The sequence below is a fragment of the Clostridium perfringens ATCC 13124 genome, from assembly GCF_000013285.1.
GTDB lineage: Bacteria > Bacillota > Clostridia > Clostridiales > Clostridiaceae > Sarcina > Sarcina perfringens.
Genome location: NC_008261.1, coordinates 2201820 through 2219484, shown reverse-complemented (window position 1 = coordinate 2219484; position 17665 = coordinate 2201820). Strand labels below are relative to the sequence as shown.

The following is a 17665-nucleotide window of genomic DNA, read 5'->3' as shown; positions in this document are numbered from 1 at the left end:
AGTACATATAATAATATTATTGTTATCTAAAAATAATAGGACTAATTAAATAATCACTGTTAATTTTAACTGATGGATTTAGAAAGCTATAAATATTAGTGGCTTTTATGTCAAATTCTAACAAAGAATCTGATTTAGCTTTTGATAATTTATTAACGATGTTTATTTCAGAATTTTTCTTAATCTCTTTTAAAATTTCCCTTCCTTTATTATTAAATCCTAAGATTCTTACATAATTAGGAGAAGATTTTCTAAGAGAAAGAAGATCTTTATTTACATTTAATAGTACGTGACATAAAATTCTGTTTAATCTAGTGTATGAATAACGCTTACTTTTACAAAGGTTTATTAATTCATCTAAAGAATTAGCTTTTCCTATGTTTTGAATTATCTTATTATCTATTCCTTCAGAAGCCTCTGGTATTTCTTTTAATACATTAGGATTGCTTACTATAGCGTATTTTACTAAGTCAAACATTTTGTCTAAATCACTAAATGAAGTATTTTTTAATAAGTTATAGCTATACTCAGGCATAAAATCAAGACTTTCTTCTATATTTGAAGTATAAATACTTTTTCTTATGGCAGAAGCAGAGGCTATTTCATTTTTTGAAAGTTTTTCATCATTGTAATCTGCTCCTAATCTTTGTATAGTAAAAGGTTTTATAGAACTTTGAAGCTTATAAAGGCTTTTACAATATTCAATGGCTAATATATTATTAGAAGAGTTTAGAACTTTTTCTAAGTATGAAAAATCAATTTTATAATTATTATCATCTAAGTACTTCATTAAAGCTTTACTTCTAGCTTTAGGAAAGGGAAGTCCTTCCTTTAAATAATCCTTTAAATATTCTTTAAATAGAGGAGGTTCATTGATAATAATTTCACTAAGTTTTTTGATTAAATCTATATCTCCACATTCTGACCCAAAACAAATATTATTAACTACATTTAAAGAATTAAGCAAAGATACTGCACCAAAGGCAAAAAATTCTGCTGAAGAAGTTGCAAAAAGGGTTGGAAGTTCTACAACTAAATCAACTCCAGCTTCTAAGGCCATTTTTGTTCTAGTCCATTTGTCCGTTAAAGCAGGCAAACCTCTTTGCACAAAGTTTCCACTCATAACACAAATAACTCCATCGCAATTTGTAATCTCTTTTGAACTTTTTAGATGAAGTTCATGACCTAGATGAAAAGGGTTATATTCAGTTATTATGCCAGTTATATTCATTTAAATCACCACTTTTTCCTATTTTGATAAAACTATAATAACCTAATATATAAAAATAATAAAGTGTATATATTTATTAGAAAATTCAGATAATTTTAAATATAAAAACAATATTATGATACCGTTTTTTTGTTTGTTATCTGTTGAAAAATATATTAGTATAGGAGTATAGTATTATTAGTATTGTGTGTGATAACACATAACATCTGCTTTGACTTGAAAGGAGAAATGAACATGGAACTTATGAAACAAATATGGGAAAGTGCTAAAAATAATAGAAAAAAAATAGTACTTCCAGAAGGTGATGAAGAGAGAACTCTTGTCGCTTCACAAAGAATAAAAGAAGAAGGACTTGCTGACGTTTACTTAGTAGGTTCAGAACAAGTAATAAGAGAAAAAGCTGAAGCTTTAGGCGTAAATTTAGAGGGAGTAAACATAGTTGATCCTGAAACTTCAGATAAATTAGACACTTATATAAACGAATTTTATGAATTAAGAAAAGCTAAAGGAATGACAGTTGAAAAAGCTGGGAAAATCGTAAGAGATCCTTTATACTTCGGAACAATGATGGTAAAAATGGGTGATGCAGACGGAATGGTATCAGGTGCTGTACACACAACTGGTGACCTTTTAAGACCAGGCCTTCAAATAATAAAAACTGCTCCAGGAGTATCTGTAGTATCAAGTTTCTTCATAATGATGGTACCAGGTTCACAATATGGAGAAGGTGGAATGTTATTATTCTCAGACTGTGCTGTTAATCCAAATCCAAATGCAGACCAATTAGCTGCTATAGCTATAGCTACTGCTGATACTGCTAAAAATCTTTGCAAAATGGATCCAAAGGTTGCAATGCTTTCATTCTCAACAATGGGAAGTGCTGATCATGATTTAGTAACAAAGGTAAGAGTAGCAACAGAAAAAGCTAAAGAATTAAGACCAGATTTAGATATAGATGGTGAATTACAATTAGATGCTGCTATAGTTGGAAAAGTTGCTTCACAAAAAGCTCCAAATAGTAAAGTAGCAGGAAATGCTAATGTTTTAGTATTCCCAGATTTACAAGCTGGAAATATAGGATATAAATTAGTTCAAAGATTTGCTAATGCAGAAGCTATTGGACCAGTTTGTCAAGGTTTCGCTAAACCAATAAACGACCTTTCAAGAGGATGTAGTTCAGAGGATATAGTTAACGTTGTTGCAATAACTGCTGTTCAAGCACAAGCAACTAAATAGTAATTGATTAGAATTTTATATAGATGGATAAAATTAAAATGAATTAAGCTTATTAATTTTACATTATAAGTTTAACAGGAGGAGTTTATAATGAACGTATTAGTTATAAATTGCGGAAGCTCATCATTAAAATATCAATTAATAGATATGGATACTGAAAATGCTTTAGCAACTGGATTAGTAGAAAGAATAGGATTAGAAGGCGCAAACTTAACTCAAAAGAGTGAAGGTAAAGATAAATATGAAATCGTAGAGCCAATGAAAGATCATCAAGATGCTATTAGATTAGTTCTAGGAGCTTTAATAGATGAAAAACATGGTGTTATAAAATCATTAGATGAAATAAATGCTATAGGACACAGAGTTGTTCATGGTGGAGAAAAATATGCTGAATCTGCATTAGTTACAGAGGAAGTTATGAAAGATTTAGAAGAGTGTGCTAAATTAGCTCCACTTCATAATCCTGCAAATATAATAGGAATAAATGCTTGTAAAGCATTAATGCCAAATGTTCCTATGGTTGTTGTATTTGATACAGCATTCCATCAAACAATGCCAGAAAAAGCATTCGTATATGCATTACCATATGAATTATATGAAAAAGAACACATAAGAAAATATGGTTTCCACGGAACTTCTCATAAATATGTTTCAGCTAAAATAGCAGAAGCTATGGGTAAAAACATAGAAGATTTAAAAATAATCACTTGTCACTTAGGAAATGGTGCAAGTATAGCAGCTATAAAAAATGGTAAATGTGTAGATACTACTATGGGATTCACACCACTTGAAGGTTTAGTAATGGGAACTAGATGTGGAAATATAGACCCAGCTGTAGTTACATACTTAATAGATGAATTAGGATATACTTCACAAGAAGTAAATACTTTAATGAACAAAAAATCAGGAATATTTGGAGTTTCAGGAGTAAGCAGTGACTTTAGAGATGTTGAAGCAGCTGCTGACAAAGGAAGCAAAGAAGCTCAAATAGCTTTAGATTTATTCAGAAACTCAGTTAAGAAATATATAGGAGCATACATTGCAGAGATGAATGGATGTGACGTAATAGTATTTACTGCTGGTGTTGGAGAAAACTCAATCATAGAAAGAGGAGCTATCTGTAGAGATTTAGAATTCTTAGGAATTGAGTTAGATGAAGAAAGAAACAATATAAGAGCTAAAGTTGCTGAAATAAGCAAAGAGGGTTCAAGAATCAAACTTTTCGTAGTTCCAACTAACGAAGAATTAATGATAGCACAAGATACAGTAAGTATTATAAGTAAATAATTATAAAATACTTGACTTTTAAATAGCTAGTTAATATAATAAGATATGTGTTGTTTAGGAATAAACAATGCATATCTTATGTTAAGGAGCGTGAAAGTAGTTATTTAACTACGATGATTATGAAATTAATTTTTTCAGAAATATGCTCAAAAAGAGAAAGAAGAAAATCTTTAGATTTTGTTCTGGATTTAAAAAGCTTCGAATTTGAAGGCGAAAATATGAAGGTTATAAAGCCTCTACATTTTACTGGTGAAGTTATATCTAATGAGTCTTTTATAGAGTTAGTAGGTAACATTACTGGAGAACTTCAGATGAAGTGTTCAAGATGCTTAACTAATTTCTCTTATGAAGTATCAATAGATATGGATGAGAAATTTACAAATAATTCAAATCAAGAAGATGATTCTATTGCTTATGTAGAAGGCGACGAATTAGATGTTGCTGAAGCGGTAGTAGAAAACGTAATTTCAACCTTACCTATAAAAAGACTTTGCAGCATAGACTGCAAAGGGCTTTGTCAAAAATGTGGTATTGATTTAAATAAAGAAACATGCCAATGTGACAATGAAGAAATTGACTTAAGAATGGCAAAGCTAATGGACTTGTTTAAGTAATAAGGAGGTGTAACAATGGGAAATCCAGCTAGAAAAACGTTCAGAGCAAAAAGAGATTCAAGAAGAGCTCAAACTTTCAAGGCAAGCTTACCAGGTATCGTAGAATGCCCACAATGTCATGAAATGAAAATGGCTCATAGAGTATGTAAAAACTGCGGACACTACAAAGGTAAAGAAGTAGTATCAGTTGAAGAATAAAAGAAAGTCTTATGACTTTCTTTTCTTTATATATAGGAAAAAAAAGGGGTGAAACTCATGAGAGTTGCTGTAGATGGAATGGGCGGAGATCATTCCCCAAGTGCAGTAGTTGAAGGTTGTGTTCAGGCATTAGAAGAATTTAAGGATATAGAAATATATATAACTGGACCAGAAGATCTTTTAAAAGAGGCTTTTTCTAAGTTTAAATATGACAAAGAAAGAGTTGTTTTTATAGATGCTAAAGAAGTAATAAGTACTAATGAGCATCCTGCTATGGCTGTTAAAAAGAAAAAAGACTCAAGTCTTGTTAAAGCTCTTAGACTTGTTAAGGATAATCAGTGTGAAGCAGTTATATCAGCTGGAAGCACAGGTGCATTTTTAACAGGATGTACACTTATTGTAGGAAGAATAAAAGGGGTTGAAAGACCAGCTTTAGCACCAGTTATGCCAGGTAAAAATGGTCCTTTTATGATAATCGATGCAGGAGCTAACGTTGATTCTAAACCTTCTTATTTAGTTCAATTTGCTAAAATGGGTGAGGTTTACTTTAAATCTGTTATGGATGTTAATAACCCTAAGGTAGGATTAGTTAATATTGGAGAAGAAGAAGAAAAGGGTAATGACCTTACAAAGGCTACTTATAAGCTTCTAAAGGAAGAAAAAGATATTAACTTTATTGGAAATGTTGAACCAAGAGAAGTTTCAACAGGAGATGTGGATGTCTTAGTTTGTGATGGATTTGTTGGAAATACTGTTTTAAAGATGTATGAAGGTGTAGCTTCTACAATATTAAGTATGATCAAATCAGAAGTTAAATCATCATTTTTAGCTAAATTAGGAGTACCATTCTTAGCGCCAGCTTTAATGAACCTTAAGAAAAAAATGGATTATAAAGAATATGGTGGAGCACCATTTTTAGGTGTAAAGGGAATATGTGTAAAAGCACATGGTAGTTCTGATGCAAAAGCTTTTAAAAATGCAATAAGACAGGCAAGAAAGTTCCATGAAAATGACCTAATTGGGAAATTAAGTGAAGAAATCACTAAAAAAAGCTTTGATAATCAAAAAAATATTTAAAAATTACGTAATGCGTATTGACTATGCATTTTATATATAATAATATTTTATTAGATTAACTTAGGAGGTGAATTGAATGTTTGATAAATTAAAAGAAATTATTGCTGATAAATTAAGCGTAAACGAAGATGAAATAACTATGGAATCAACATTTATAGATGACTTAGGTGCGGATTCTCTTGATATAGTTGAATTAATAATGGCTCTTGAAGAAGAGTTAGAGATGGAAATCCCAGATGAAGATGCTGAGGGCTTCAAAACAGTAGGAGATGTAGTAGAATACATCACAGAACATACAGAGAAGTAATAAAGTCCCGCAATAAGCGGGATTTTTAATTTAAGTTTATTCTTGAAGTTGTTTCACAAACAACTTGAAGAATAAACCTTAAGGAGATGAATTTTAAGGTGAAAGATATAAATTTAATAGAAGTTGAAAAACTTATAGGAATTGAGTTTGAAAACAAAGGAGTGCTTATAACAGCATTAACGCATAGTTCATATGCAAATCAATTTAAAGATGTAAAATATAATGAAAGATTAGAATTTTTAGGAGATTCAGTTTTACAGCTTTGTGTTACAAAATATTTATTTAATAATTACAAAGATAAATCTGAAGGTGAATTAACAAAAATAAGAGCTTTAGTAGTTTGTGAAAATTCTTTACATAAAGTTTCAAAAAATCTATCACTTGGTAAGTATATAAGAATGAGTAAAGGTGAGGAACTAACTGGAGGAAGAGAAAGAACTTCAATACAAGCTGATGCATTAGAAGCAGTAATTGCTGCAGTTTATTTAGATAAAGGAATTGAAGTTGCAAATGACTTTATTTTAAGAAACTTTAAAGATGTTATAGATAAGGCTATAAATGAAGAAATAATCTTAGACTTTAAAACTAGATTACAAGAAGTTCTTCAAAAAAATGGGGAAGTTAATATTGTTTATAATTTAGTTAAGCATGAAGGACCACCTCACAGAAGAAAATTCTTTACAGACCTTTTAATTAATAATGAGATTATGGGTCAAGGTGTTGGATTTAGTAAAAAAGAATCAGAACAAAATGCAGCTAAAGCAGCACTGCAAAGGTTAGGTGAAATTAAATGGGAAAAAGACACTATATAATCCCAATTTTTGTTCCTCATGAAGGATGTCCACATGATTGCGTGTTTTGTAATCAAGGGAAAATAACTGGAGAAAATAAAGAGATTATATTAGGGCCAAAGTACAAGCAAGAAAATAAGGTTAATAGTGATTTTGTAAGAAAGACAATTGAAGAATATATAGAAACAATTGGTGAAGGAGATAGAATATTAGAGGTTTCTTTCTTTGGAGGAACTTTTACTGCTATTGATATAAATAAGCAAAGAGAACTATTAGCTGTTGCAAAAGAATATAAGGATAAAAAAATTATAGACTATATAAGGTTGTCTACTAGACCAGATTATATTGATGAGTTTATTTTAGATCATTTAAAAAGTTATAAAGTTGATATAATAGAACTTGGAGTTCAGTCTTTAGATAAGGAAGTGTTGCATAAATCAGGTAGAGGTCATGGTTATGATGAGGTTCTAAAAGCTTCTAAGTTAATTAAAGAATATGGCTTTACTTTAGGTCATCAAATAATGGTAGGACTTCCTGAGGACACTTTTGAGAAGGATATAGAAACAACAAGAGAGTCTATAAAGATGAAACCTGATATATGTAGAATATATCCTGCTCTTACAGTGAAAAATACTCCTATGGAGGATATGTACTTAGAGGGAACTTATAAACCATATACTCTAGAAGAGGCTGTGTATATAAGTGCTAAACTTTATAATATGTATAAAGAAAATAATATACAGGTTATAAGAATTGGTTTGCAGCCTACAGATAATATAGCTTTAGGTAAGGATATTGTAGATGGGCCTTTCCATCCTGCTTTTAGGGAATTAGTAGAGAGTAGTATTATAAATGAAAATATATATAATATCTTAAAGGATAAAAGTGGAGAGGTAACTATAAGAATTAGCAATAAATCAGTTTCTAAGCTTTATGCTGATAAAAAGAGATACTTCAATGAACTTAAAGACAAGGCACAAAATTGTAATTTGAAGGTTAAAGTAGATAATTCTATGGAAGTAGATAAAATAAATATAGAAGTAGAATCGAAAGTATATAAAATAGATTTATAGTTATTATATGCCTTGGAGTTGATCTCTGAGGCTTTTTTTATTGATATTTTAATTGGCATAATATAAACTTATACCATGAGGAGTGAAGTACAGTGAGAAAAACTACGAGAGACAGGGTTATAAAAATTACTATTATTTTTGTTGTAATATGCTTTTTAGCAACTTTATTACCGATTATGTTTATGTAAGGATAGGAGTGAATATATGTTTTTAAAATCTCTTGAAATAAGGGGATTTAAATCATTTGCTGATAAAACAGAATTAAATTTTAAAAAAGGAATAACAGCTATAGTTGGGCCTAATGGAAGTGGAAAAAGTAATGTATCAGATAGCGTAAGATGGGTTTTAGGGGAGCAAAGTGCTAAAACCTTAAGAGGAGCTAAGATGGAAGATGTAATCTTTACTGGTACAGAATATAGAAAGCCTATAGGATATGCACAGGTTTCTTTAACTTTAGACAATTCTTTAGGGGAACTCCCTTTAGATTATTTAGATGTAAAAGTTACTAGAAAATTATTCCGTTCTGGAGAAAGCGAATATTTAATAAATAATTCTCCTTGTAGATTAAAAGATGTTGTAAACCTATTTATGGATACAGGAATAGGAAAAGAAGGGTATTCGCTTATTGGTCAAGGTAAAATAGATAGTATTCTAAGTGGTAAGCCGGAAGATAGAAGAGCTATTCTAGAGGAAGCTGCAGGTATTGTAAAGTTTAAATCTAGAAAAGGTGAAGCTGAGAAAAAGTTAAAGAATACGGAAGAAAACTTAGTTAGAATAAATGATATAATTTTTACTTATGAAGAAAGATTAGGTCCTTTAGAAGAGGAAAAAAATAAAGCTTTAAGATATTTAGAGCTTTCAAATGAATTAAAGCACAAAGAAATATCATCTATTATGAGTGAATTACATAATATTGATGGGGTTATATTAAAGCAAAAAGAAAAGATAAAAGATTTAATAGCATTTAATGATAAGCAAAAAGAAAAGTATAAAGAAGAAAGAGAGAAAATGTTTGCTTTAAAGGAAGAGTTAGACTCTTTAGAAGGCAGCCATTCTAAAAAGCAAGAAGAGTATTTTGTTAAAAAGGAAGAAATAAATAAAAGCTTAGGAAAAGTAAATCTTTTAAATGAAAGAATTAAAAATATAGATGAATTAATTCTTAAAAACAAAGAAGAGTTAGAAGAAAATAAGAAGAAATTAAATGTCTTAATGAAGGAAAAAAACTCTATAGAGAAGGATTTTAATTCAAATAAAAGTAAGTTTGAAAAAGAATTAGAAGAAATTAATACCTTAGAAAAAGAAGTTAATGAACTTAACTTAAAATTTATTTCTAAGGAAAAAGAAATTAAAAAGATAAAGGATGAGGAATTAGAACTTTTAAAAAAGGTTTCTTTATCTAAAAATAAAATGACAATGCTAGAAAGTGAATTGAGTAATATAAATGAAAAACTTGATTCATCAAAAAGCAAACAAGTAAATTATGATAATTCATTAAAAATTAATTTAGCAACTAATTTAAATCTTCAAAAAGAGCTTCAAATTATAGAAGAAGAAAAGAAAGATAAAGAAAGAGAATTAAGGGAAAAAGAAGAAGAGTTTAGAGAAGGCTTAAAGTTAATTAAGGAAACTCAAAGTAAACTTAATCAAATTTTATCAAAGGTAAATAAGGTTGAAGCTAATAAAGAAATGCTAAAAAAATTAGAAAATCAATATGAAGGATACAACCTTTCAGTAAAGAAAATAATGGCTAGTGTAGATGCTGGACGTGTAAAAATAAATAAAAACAAATGCAAAGTTTTAGGAGAGGTTGTGGAAACTAAGGCTGGATATGAAACTGCCATTGAAGTAGCCTTAGGTGGAAGTATTTCTAATATTATAACTGAAGATGAGGAAGTTGCAAAAATTCTTATTAATCATCTTAGAGAAAATAAGTTAGGAAGAGCTACATTCTTACCATTATCAATAATAAGGGGTAAGAAGTTAGAACTTAGCAAAAACATAGTTGAAAGTGAAGGATTCTTAGGAATAGCTTCAGATTTAGTAAACTTTAAAGAGGTTTATAATAATGTTATAAATTATGTATTAGGTAAAACTATAATATGTGATAATATAGATAATGCCATAAAAATTGCTAAAATGCTCAATTATAGACATAAGATTGTTACCTTATCTGGTGAGGTTGTAAATGCAGGTGGAGCACTTACAGGTGGTAGTCTTTATCAAAAAAACACAGGTATAATGTCTAGAAAAAATGAAGTTAAAGCTTTAGAGGATGAATTAGTTAGGGTAAAAAATGAAGAGCACATACTAACTAAAGAATTGGAAAAGTTAAATAGAGATCAAGAAGAGTTAAGCATAAAAAAACAAGAAATTATAGACAAAATATATGAAAAGAATTTAGAGTTAGCAGACTTAAATAACAAGATTAAAAATGTTAATGATGAAACTTTTAAAATAAAAAATTCTATAAAATCTTTAGAGTTAGAGCTTAAGGATATTGATTCAAGAAAGATTAAGATAGTTAAAGAAATTGAAATTGTTAATGAAAAGATTAGTCAATTTGAAAACAAAGAAGTAACTAATTCAGAAAAGGTAAAAGAATTAGATAAGAAACGTGAAGAACTTTCAAAAACTCTTTCTAAATATAAAGATAAGCTAACTAATATGAAAATAAATAAAGCTAAGCTTCAAGAAGTTATTGAGGGAAGAGAAAAGGAAGCTAATAGAATAAATTCTTCTATAGAAGAAGTGGAAAATAAACTTATAAATATTACTAAGTACTTAGAAGAGATAAAAGCTAATAAGGAAGAAAGTAAAAAAGAAATAGTTTTATGTGAAAAGTTCATAAAAGAAGAGGAAGTAAATATAATTACTCTTGAAGAGAACTTTAAATCCTTTGAACTTAAAAAAGGTAAGTTAAAAGAGACCATAAGCTCTGCTGAGAATATCTTAGAAGTTCTTTCAGTTGAAATAGCTAAAAAGGAAGAAGAAGTTCATAAAAATGATATAACTTATACAAAACAAGAAAATGAAAAAAATATCTTAAACAAAAGACTTCTAGAAGAATTTAATACAAGTTTTGAAGAAGAGAAAAATAGATTTAAGCCTATTGAAGATATGAATTCTCATAAGTCAAGAATATCAACTCTTAAAGCTAGAATAACTGGTTTAGGAAATGTAAATGTAAATGCTATTGAAGAATTTAAAGAAATATCTGAGAAGTATAATTTTATGACAACAGAAAGAGATGATTTAGAAAAGGCTAAGGAAGAACTTTTAAATGTTATAGAAGAAATGACATCTAAGATGAGAGTAGTCTTTAGACAAAATTTTAATATCTTAAATAAGCTATTTGATGAAACCTTTAAAGAATTATTTAAAGGCGGTAGTGCAAAACTTGTTTTAGGTGAGGGTGACGAACTTACAGGAAATATAGATATAAATGTTCAACCACCAGGAAAGAAGCTTCAAAATATTAATCTTATGTCTGGAGGAGAGAAGGTTTTATCTGCTATAGCCTTATTATTCTCCATATTAAAGATGAAACCTACACCATTCTGTATATTAGATGAAATTGAGGCTGCTTTAGATGATGCCAATGTAAGAAGATATGCAGAGTTTTTAAGTAAGTTTAGAGATAATACTCAGTTTATAGTAATAACGCATAGAAAAGGTACTATGGAAGCTGCTGATGTTATGTATGGAGTTACTATGGAAGAGAAAGGTATATCTAAAATTGTTTCAGTAGACTTGGAGAAATAGAGGAGGACAAAAAATGTTTGGAAAATTATTTGATAAATTAAAAACTGGATTAACAAAAACAAGAGATAACTTAACAGATAAAATAAATGAGGCTTTAAATTTAGCTGTAACTATAGACGACGATATGTATGAGGAGCTTGAAGAAGCACTTATAATGTCAGATATAGGAATGGATACTACTGTTGAAATAATTGATAGATTAAAAGCTAAAATAAGAAAAGAAAAAATAAATGATGTTGAAATGGTTAAACCAGCCTTAAAAGAAGTTATTGCAGAAATGATGTTAGAAGGAGACTCTGAAGAGGAAGAAGAGGATAACGAAAAGAAAGTTATGCTTATAATAGGGGTTAACGGAGTAGGTAAGACTACTTCAATAGGTAAGATAGCAGCTAGAAATAAAAATAATGGTAAAAAAGTTCTATTAGCCGCTGCGGATACCTTTAGAGCAGCTGCCATAGATCAATTAGATATATGGAGTCAAAGAGCTAATGTAGATATAGTTAAGCATCAAGAAGGGTCAGATCCGGCGGCAGTAGTTTTTGATGCCGTACAGGCTGCTAAAGCTAGGGATGTAGATTTATTAATATGTGATACTGCTGGGAGACTTCATAACAAGAAAAATCTTATGGATGAGTTAGCTAAAATAAATAGAATAATAGATAGAGAATTAGGAGATAGAAAAAAAGAAACTCTTCTAGTATTAGATGGTACAACAGGTCAAAATGCAGTTATACAAGCAAAACAATTTATGGAGGCTTGTCCTATTGATGGAATAATATTAACTAAGTTAGATGGAACAGCTAAGGGTGGAGTTGTTATATCAATAAAAAATACTTTAAATATACCAGTTAAATATATTGGTGTTGGAGAAGGTGTAGAGGACTTACAAAAATTCAATGCTAAGGAATTTGCAGAGGCATTATTATAAGAAAAAAATAAAAAAATATTAAAAAAATTATTGATCATAAATTAATAGATAGTATTTTATATAAGTAATCATCAGGTTTTTAAGCATAATTATCAAAAAAATAAGTGTTAAGTGAAAATACTTGACACTTATAAAATTATTTGTTATTATCTTATTCGTGAGCAAGGTGGTTATATGGAAAATAGATTTGAAATATCAATGTTAATAGATTACTATGGAACATTGCTTACGGAAAAGCAGTTTAATGTTATGACCCTTTATTACAATGAAGATTTGTCACTAGCAGAGATTGCTGAAATTAATAAAACCAGTAGGCAAGCAATTTATGATTTAATCAAAAGATGTTGTAAGCAACTTCATTCTTATGATGAAAAACTTAAATTATCAAAAAAAATTGATAAAAGGTATAGAATTAAAGAAGAGCTTATGGCAGAATTAAATAAGAACTCTAATTTAGATGAAGATATAAAAAAATATATAGATGAGAAATTAGAGGAAATTATAAACGCTTAGGAGGGTTAAGCATGGCTTTTGATGGATTAGCGTCTAAATTACAAGACACGCTTAAAAAATTAAAGGGTAAAGGTAAGCTAACAGAAAAAGATATAAAAGAAGCCATGAGAGAAGTAAAGCTTGCGCTTTTAGAGGCAGATGTTAACTTCAAGGTGGTAAAAAAGTTTATATCAAATGTTAAAGATAAATGTGTTGGTGAGGAAGTATTAAATAGTTTAACTCCAGGTCAACAGGTTATTAAAATAGTTAATGACGAATTAACAACTCTTATGGGAGAGACTGAGAGTAAATTAAAATACTCAGACAATGGACCAACAGTGTTCATGTTAGTAGGTCTTCAAGGTGCAGGTAAAACAACTATGGCTGGAAAACTTGCATTGCACTTAAGAAAGAAAAACAAAAAGCCATTACTTGTGGCTTGTGATATATATAGACCCGCAGCCATAAAGCAATTACAGGTTGTAGGAAAACAAATAGATATACCAGTATTCTCAATGGGAGATAAGGTTAAGGCTGTAGATATTGCCAAAGCTGCAATAGAGCATGCAAAAGACAATGGAAATAACGTTGTTATAATAGATACCGCTGGTAGACTTCATATAGATGAAGATTTAATGCAAGAGTTAAAAGATGTTAAAGAAGTTTCAAATCCTAGTGAAATATTATTAGTAGTTGATGCTATGACAGGTCAAGATGCTGTTAATGTAGCAGAGACATTTAATAACTCATTAGATCTTTCAGGAATAATATTAACAAAGTTAGATGGTGATACAAGAGGTGGTGCTGCTCTTTCCATAAGAGACATTACTGGCAAGCCAATTAAATTTGTTGGTGTTGGTGAAAAGATGAGTGATATTGAAGTATTCCATCCAGATAGAATGGCTTCAAGAATATTAGGAATGGGAGATGTCCTTTCTTTAATAGAAAAAGCTCAGCAAGCTATTGACCAAGATGAAGCAAGTAAGTTAAGTGAAAAAATGTTAAATCAAGAATTTAACTTTGATGACTACTTATCAGCTATGGATCAAATGAAAAAGCTTGGACCTATAAATAAATTGATAGAGATGATTCCAGGTGTTAACACAAAGGAACTTGAAGGTATTGATTTTTCTCAAGGAGAAAAACAAATGGCTACAGTTAAAGCAATCATACAATCAATGACAGCTAAAGAAAGAAAACAACCTTCTTTAGTAATAGGAAATGGTTCAAGAAAGAGAAGAATAGCTAAAGGTTCTGGTACAACAGTACAAGAAGTAAATAAAGTCTTAAAAGGCTATGAAATGATGAAAAAGCAAATGAAGCAAATGAAATCATTCCAAAAAAATGCTAGTAAAAAGGGATTTTTAAGTAAACTTCCTTTTATGAAATAAATTGAACACACTTTTGAAGGAGGTGAAAATGTAATGGCAGTTAAAATAAGATTAAGAAGAATGGGTGCTCACAAAGCTCCTTTCTACAGAGTAGTTGTTGCTGATTCAAGAAGTCCAAGAGACGGAAGATTCATCGAAGAAATAGGATACTACAACCCAATCGCTAAGCCAGAAGCTGAAGTTAAAATAGACGCTGAAAAGGCTGCTAAGTGGTTAGGAAATGGTGCACAACCAACTGATATAGTTAAAAAATTATTCAACCAAGCTGGTATAAAATAGTTTTCCTAGGGGGTGAATCTACTTATTTTTAAGTAGGAATAATATGAAGGAATTAGTTGAAATAATTGCTAAGTCACTAGTAGATAAACCTGAGGATGTTCATGTAAATGAGGTCTTAGGAGAGGAATCAATCATATTAGAACTAAAGGTATCACCTGAAGATATGGGAAAAGTTATTGGAAAGCAAGGTAGAATTGCCAAAGCTATCAGAACAGTAGTGAAAGCTGCTGCAATTAAAGAAAATAAAAAAGTTGTAGTAGAAATCATTTAAAAAGAGTTAGGGGAATACCTAACTCTTATTTTATATACAGAAAAGGGGTGTAATAATGGAAGATTTATTAGTAGTTGGTCAAATAATAAACACTCATGGTTTAAGAGGTGAAATGAAAGTTATGCCTTTAACTGAAGATATGAGAAGATTTGACTATTTAGAATATGTTATCTTAAAAGGGAAAAAGGTTAAAGTAGAGGGCGTAAAATACTTTAAGGATAAAGTTATACTTAAATTAGAAGGAATAAATTCAATAGAGGAAGCTGAAAAACTAAAAAGAACTTATTTAGAAATAGAACGTGAAGATGCTATAGAGCTTGAAGAAGATGAATATTTCATAGTTGATTTAGTTGGATGCACTGTTGTTGATACAGAGGGATTTGAGTATGGAAAAATCAAAGATGTAATCCAAACTCCAAGTAATGATGTTTATTGGGTTCAAGGAAAGAAGGAAGTATTAGTTCCAGTATTAAAAGATATAGTTTTAGATATTAATATGGATGAAAAATTAATTACTATAAGACCTTCTGGAGAGTGGCAATATGAAGATTAATATTCTTACATTGTTCCCAGAGATGTTTGATATATTTAAACATAGCATAATAGGAAGAGCTAGGGAAAATGGTTTTCTACATATAGAGACGGTAAATATAAGAGATTATACTTTAAATAAGCATAAGAAGGTAGATGATTATCCTTATGGTGGCGGAGCAGGAATGGTTATGACTCCTCAGCCAGTTGTAGATGCTATAAAGGCTGTTAAAGAAAAAAATAAGGGTAAGGTTATATTTTTAGGACCAAGAGGAAAAACTTTCAATCAAGAAATGGCTAAGGAACTTTCTAAAGAGGAAGAGCTTATTTTTGTTTGTGGGCACTATGAAGGTATAGATCAAAGAGTTTATAAATATTTTGATTTAGAAATTTCTCTTGGAGATTTTGTGTTAACAGGTGGAGAAATGGCATGTATTCCAGTTATTGATAGCATATCTAGATTAGTACCTGGTGTTTTAGGAAGTGAAGAGAGTTTCCAAGATGAAAGTTATTATGATGGGACTTTAGAGTATCCACAATACACAAGACCTTTTGAATTTGAAGGAGAGAAAGTTCCAGAGGTTCTTATGTCAGGTCATCACGAAAATATAAGAAAGTGGAGAAGAAAACAATCACTTCTTATAACTAAGGAAAGAAGACCAGATATGTTTGAAAAAATTAAACTTTCAAAAGAAGACATAAAATTGTTAAAATCAAAATAAATATATTGATTAAAGAATACAAGTATGATAGAATAAACTTCGTGCTAGTACCGGCGGTCCTCTGTCACAGAGTGTGTTAAGAACGTCAAAATTTTAGAAGATATCAAGGAGGAATGCACAATGAACGAAATCATAAGAGCAATCGAAAAAGAACAAATCAGAGAAGATTTAACTCAATTCAACATAGGTGACACTATAAAAGTTCACGTTAGAATTAAAGAAGGTAACAGAGAAAGAATCCAAGTATTCGAAGGAACTGTTATCAAAAAACAAAACGGTGGATTAAGAGAAACTTTCACAGTAAGAAGAGTTGCTTACGGTGTAGGTGTTGAAAGAACTTTCCCAATAAACGCTCCAATCATCGATAAGATTGATGTTGTAAGAAGAGGTAAAGTAAGAAGAGCTAAATTATTCTACTTAAGAGACAGAGTAGGTAAAGCTGCTAAAGTTAAAGAGTTAACTAGATAATTTAAACATAAACTGGGACTAGTGAATAGTCCCATTTTTTGTTTGTATAAAAATATTAGAATTTTACTTTAAACAATATTGATTTAATTTGTTTAAGATAATATATTGAATATAACCTAAAATAAAAAATGGAAGGGTGATTTATTATGGCAATAAACTGGTTCCCTGGCCATATGGTCAAAACGAAAAGAGAAATACAGAACAATTTAAAGCTTGTAGATGCTGTTATAGAAATTAGAGATGCTAGAATACCTAAATCTTCTAAAAATCCAGATATAGACACTCTATGTGCTGGTAAGCCTAGAGTAATACTTTTAAATAAGAGTGACTTAACTGATCCTAAGGTAACTAAAGCTTGGAAAGATAGCTTAACTAATGATGAAACAATTGTTTTAGAAGTAAACGCTTTAAAAGGTGAAGGACTAAATGCTATAAAACCTGCTCTTTTAAAACTTTTAAAAGATAAACATGATAGATTAAAAGCTAAAGGTTTAGCTAAAATCACTACTAGAGCTATGGTTGTTGGAATACCTAACGTTGGTAAATCAACATTTATAAATAAAATGGCTAAAAACAATATAGCTAAAACTGGAGATAGACCAGGTGTTACTAAGAATAAACAATGGATAAAAACTAAGTTAGGTATAGAATTAATGGATACACCAGGAGTTTTATGGCCTAAATTTGAGGATGAGATCGTTGGATTAAATTTAGCATTTACTGGAGCTATAAAAGACGAAATAATGGATACTGAAGAATTAGCTCTTAAACTAGTTGAAAGACTTCAAGAAACAAATCCAGAAGAATTAATGACTAGATATAAACTTACAGAACTTCATGAAAATCCATTAGATAACTTAGATGCTATAGCTAGAAAAAGAGGAGCTATAATGTCAGGTAATCAAATAGATTACAATAGAATTGCAGGAATAATTTTAGATGAATTTAGAGGCGGAAAAATAGGAAAAATATCTTTAGAAAAACCAGAATAGGAAGTAGGGTTTATT

General features: G+C 29.8%; 19 protein-coding genes. 18 read left to right on the top strand and 1 reads right to left on the bottom strand.

Features of this window, described 5'->3' with window-relative positions; translation table 11 throughout:
- Positions 1-22: 22 nt before the first annotated feature.
- Positions 23-1231 (bottom strand): nucleotidyltransferase, encoded by a 1209-nt coding sequence (locus CPF_RS09620; RefSeq protein WP_011590938.1) that lies wholly within the window; start codon positions 1229-1231, stop codon positions 23-25.
- A 234-nt stretch (positions 1232-1465) separates the two neighbouring features.
- Here CPF_RS09620 and pta point away from each other — a divergent pair, with 234 nt between their 5' ends.
- From pta to ylqF, 18 genes are all read left to right on the top strand, one after another.
- Entirely contained in the window at positions 1466-2467 is a 1002-nt protein-coding gene (pta, locus tag CPF_RS09615) for a phosphate acetyltransferase (RefSeq protein WP_003458455.1), read from the top strand.
- A gap of 90 nt (positions 2468-2557) precedes the next feature.
- Positions 2558-3754 carry an acetate/propionate family kinase gene (locus CPF_RS09610; RefSeq protein ID WP_003458524.1) on the top strand — a complete coding sequence of 399 codons (1197 nt, stop codon included), beginning with the start codon at positions 2558-2560 and terminating at the stop codon, positions 3752-3754.
- Between the two features lie 218 nt (positions 3755-3972).
- Positions 3973-4368 carry a YceD family protein gene (locus CPF_RS09605; protein WP_011010580.1) on the top strand — a complete coding sequence of 132 codons (396 nt, stop codon included), beginning with the start codon at positions 3973-3975 and terminating at the stop codon, positions 4366-4368.
- Between the two features lie 15 nt (positions 4369-4383).
- Positions 4384-4566, top strand: coding sequence for a 50S ribosomal protein L32 (gene rpmF / locus CPF_RS09600; RefSeq protein ID WP_003449428.1), 183 nt, complete (start codon positions 4384-4386; stop codon positions 4564-4566).
- A gap of 57 nt (positions 4567-4623) precedes the next feature.
- Entirely contained in the window at positions 4624-5643 is a 1020-nt protein-coding gene (gene plsX / locus CPF_RS09595) for a phosphate acyltransferase PlsX (protein ID WP_003458435.1), read from the top strand.
- A 76-nt stretch (positions 5644-5719) separates the two neighbouring features.
- Positions 5720-5950 carry an acyl carrier protein gene (gene acpP, locus CPF_RS09590; RefSeq protein WP_003458423.1) on the top strand — a complete coding sequence of 77 codons (231 nt, stop codon included), beginning with the start codon at positions 5720-5722 and terminating at the stop codon, positions 5948-5950.
- 98 nt (positions 5951-6048) lie between these two features.
- The gene (gene rnc, locus CPF_RS09585) at positions 6049-6762 is read left to right on the top strand and encodes a ribonuclease III (RefSeq protein ID WP_003458447.1); all 714 of its coding nucleotides are present in this window, start codon (positions 6049-6051) and stop codon (positions 6760-6762) included.
- Positions 6741-7814, top strand: coding sequence for an elongator complex protein 3 (locus CPF_RS09580; protein WP_003458439.1), 1074 nt, complete (start codon positions 6741-6743; stop codon positions 7812-7814). The genes rnc and CPF_RS09580 overlap by 22 nt, the downstream gene beginning before the upstream one ends.
- Positions 7815-8018: 204 nt before the next feature.
- Positions 8019-11576 (top strand): chromosome segregation protein SMC, encoded by a 3558-nt coding sequence (gene smc / locus CPF_RS09575; RefSeq protein ID WP_011590936.1) that lies wholly within the window; start codon positions 8019-8021, stop codon positions 11574-11576.
- Positions 11577-11589: 13 nt separating this feature from the next.
- Entirely contained in the window at positions 11590-12504 is a 915-nt protein-coding gene (gene ftsY, locus CPF_RS09570; RefSeq protein WP_003466435.1) for a signal recognition particle-docking protein FtsY, read from the top strand.
- A 174-nt stretch (positions 12505-12678) separates the two neighbouring features.
- The gene (locus CPF_RS09565; RefSeq protein ID WP_003458448.1) at positions 12679-13017 is read left to right on the top strand and encodes a putative DNA-binding protein; all 339 of its coding nucleotides are present in this window, start codon (positions 12679-12681) and stop codon (positions 13015-13017) included.
- An 11-nt stretch (positions 13018-13028) separates the two neighbouring features.
- Entirely contained in the window at positions 13029-14387 is a 1359-nt protein-coding gene (gene ffh / locus CPF_RS09560; RefSeq protein WP_003458480.1) for a signal recognition particle protein, read from the top strand.
- 33 nt (positions 14388-14420) lie between these two features.
- Positions 14421-14666 (top strand): 30S ribosomal protein S16, encoded by a 246-nt coding sequence (gene rpsP, locus CPF_RS09555; protein ID WP_003458442.1) that lies wholly within the window; start codon positions 14421-14423, stop codon positions 14664-14666.
- A 43-nt stretch (positions 14667-14709) separates the two neighbouring features.
- Positions 14710-14937, top strand: coding sequence for a KH domain-containing protein (locus CPF_RS09550; protein WP_003458429.1), 228 nt, complete (start codon positions 14710-14712; stop codon positions 14935-14937).
- 55 nt (positions 14938-14992) lie between these two features.
- The gene (gene rimM / locus CPF_RS09545) at positions 14993-15490 is read left to right on the top strand and encodes a ribosome maturation factor RimM (RefSeq protein ID WP_003458412.1); all 498 of its coding nucleotides are present in this window, start codon (positions 14993-14995) and stop codon (positions 15488-15490) included.
- Positions 15480-16190 (top strand): tRNA (guanosine(37)-N1)-methyltransferase TrmD, encoded by a 711-nt coding sequence (gene trmD / locus CPF_RS09540; protein ID WP_003458426.1) that lies wholly within the window; start codon positions 15480-15482, stop codon positions 16188-16190. The genes rimM and trmD overlap by 11 nt, the downstream gene beginning before the upstream one ends.
- A 120-nt stretch (positions 16191-16310) precedes the next feature.
- Positions 16311-16658: a 50S ribosomal protein L19 gene (gene rplS, locus CPF_RS09535; protein WP_003449446.1), complete on the top strand. Its 348-nt coding sequence runs from the start codon at positions 16311-16313 to the stop codon at positions 16656-16658.
- A 146-nt stretch (positions 16659-16804) separates the two neighbouring features.
- Positions 16805-17650: a ribosome biogenesis GTPase YlqF gene (gene ylqF, locus CPF_RS09530; RefSeq protein WP_003458489.1), complete on the top strand. Its 846-nt coding sequence runs from the start codon at positions 16805-16807 to the stop codon at positions 17648-17650.
- Positions 17651-17665: the final 15 nt, after the last annotated feature.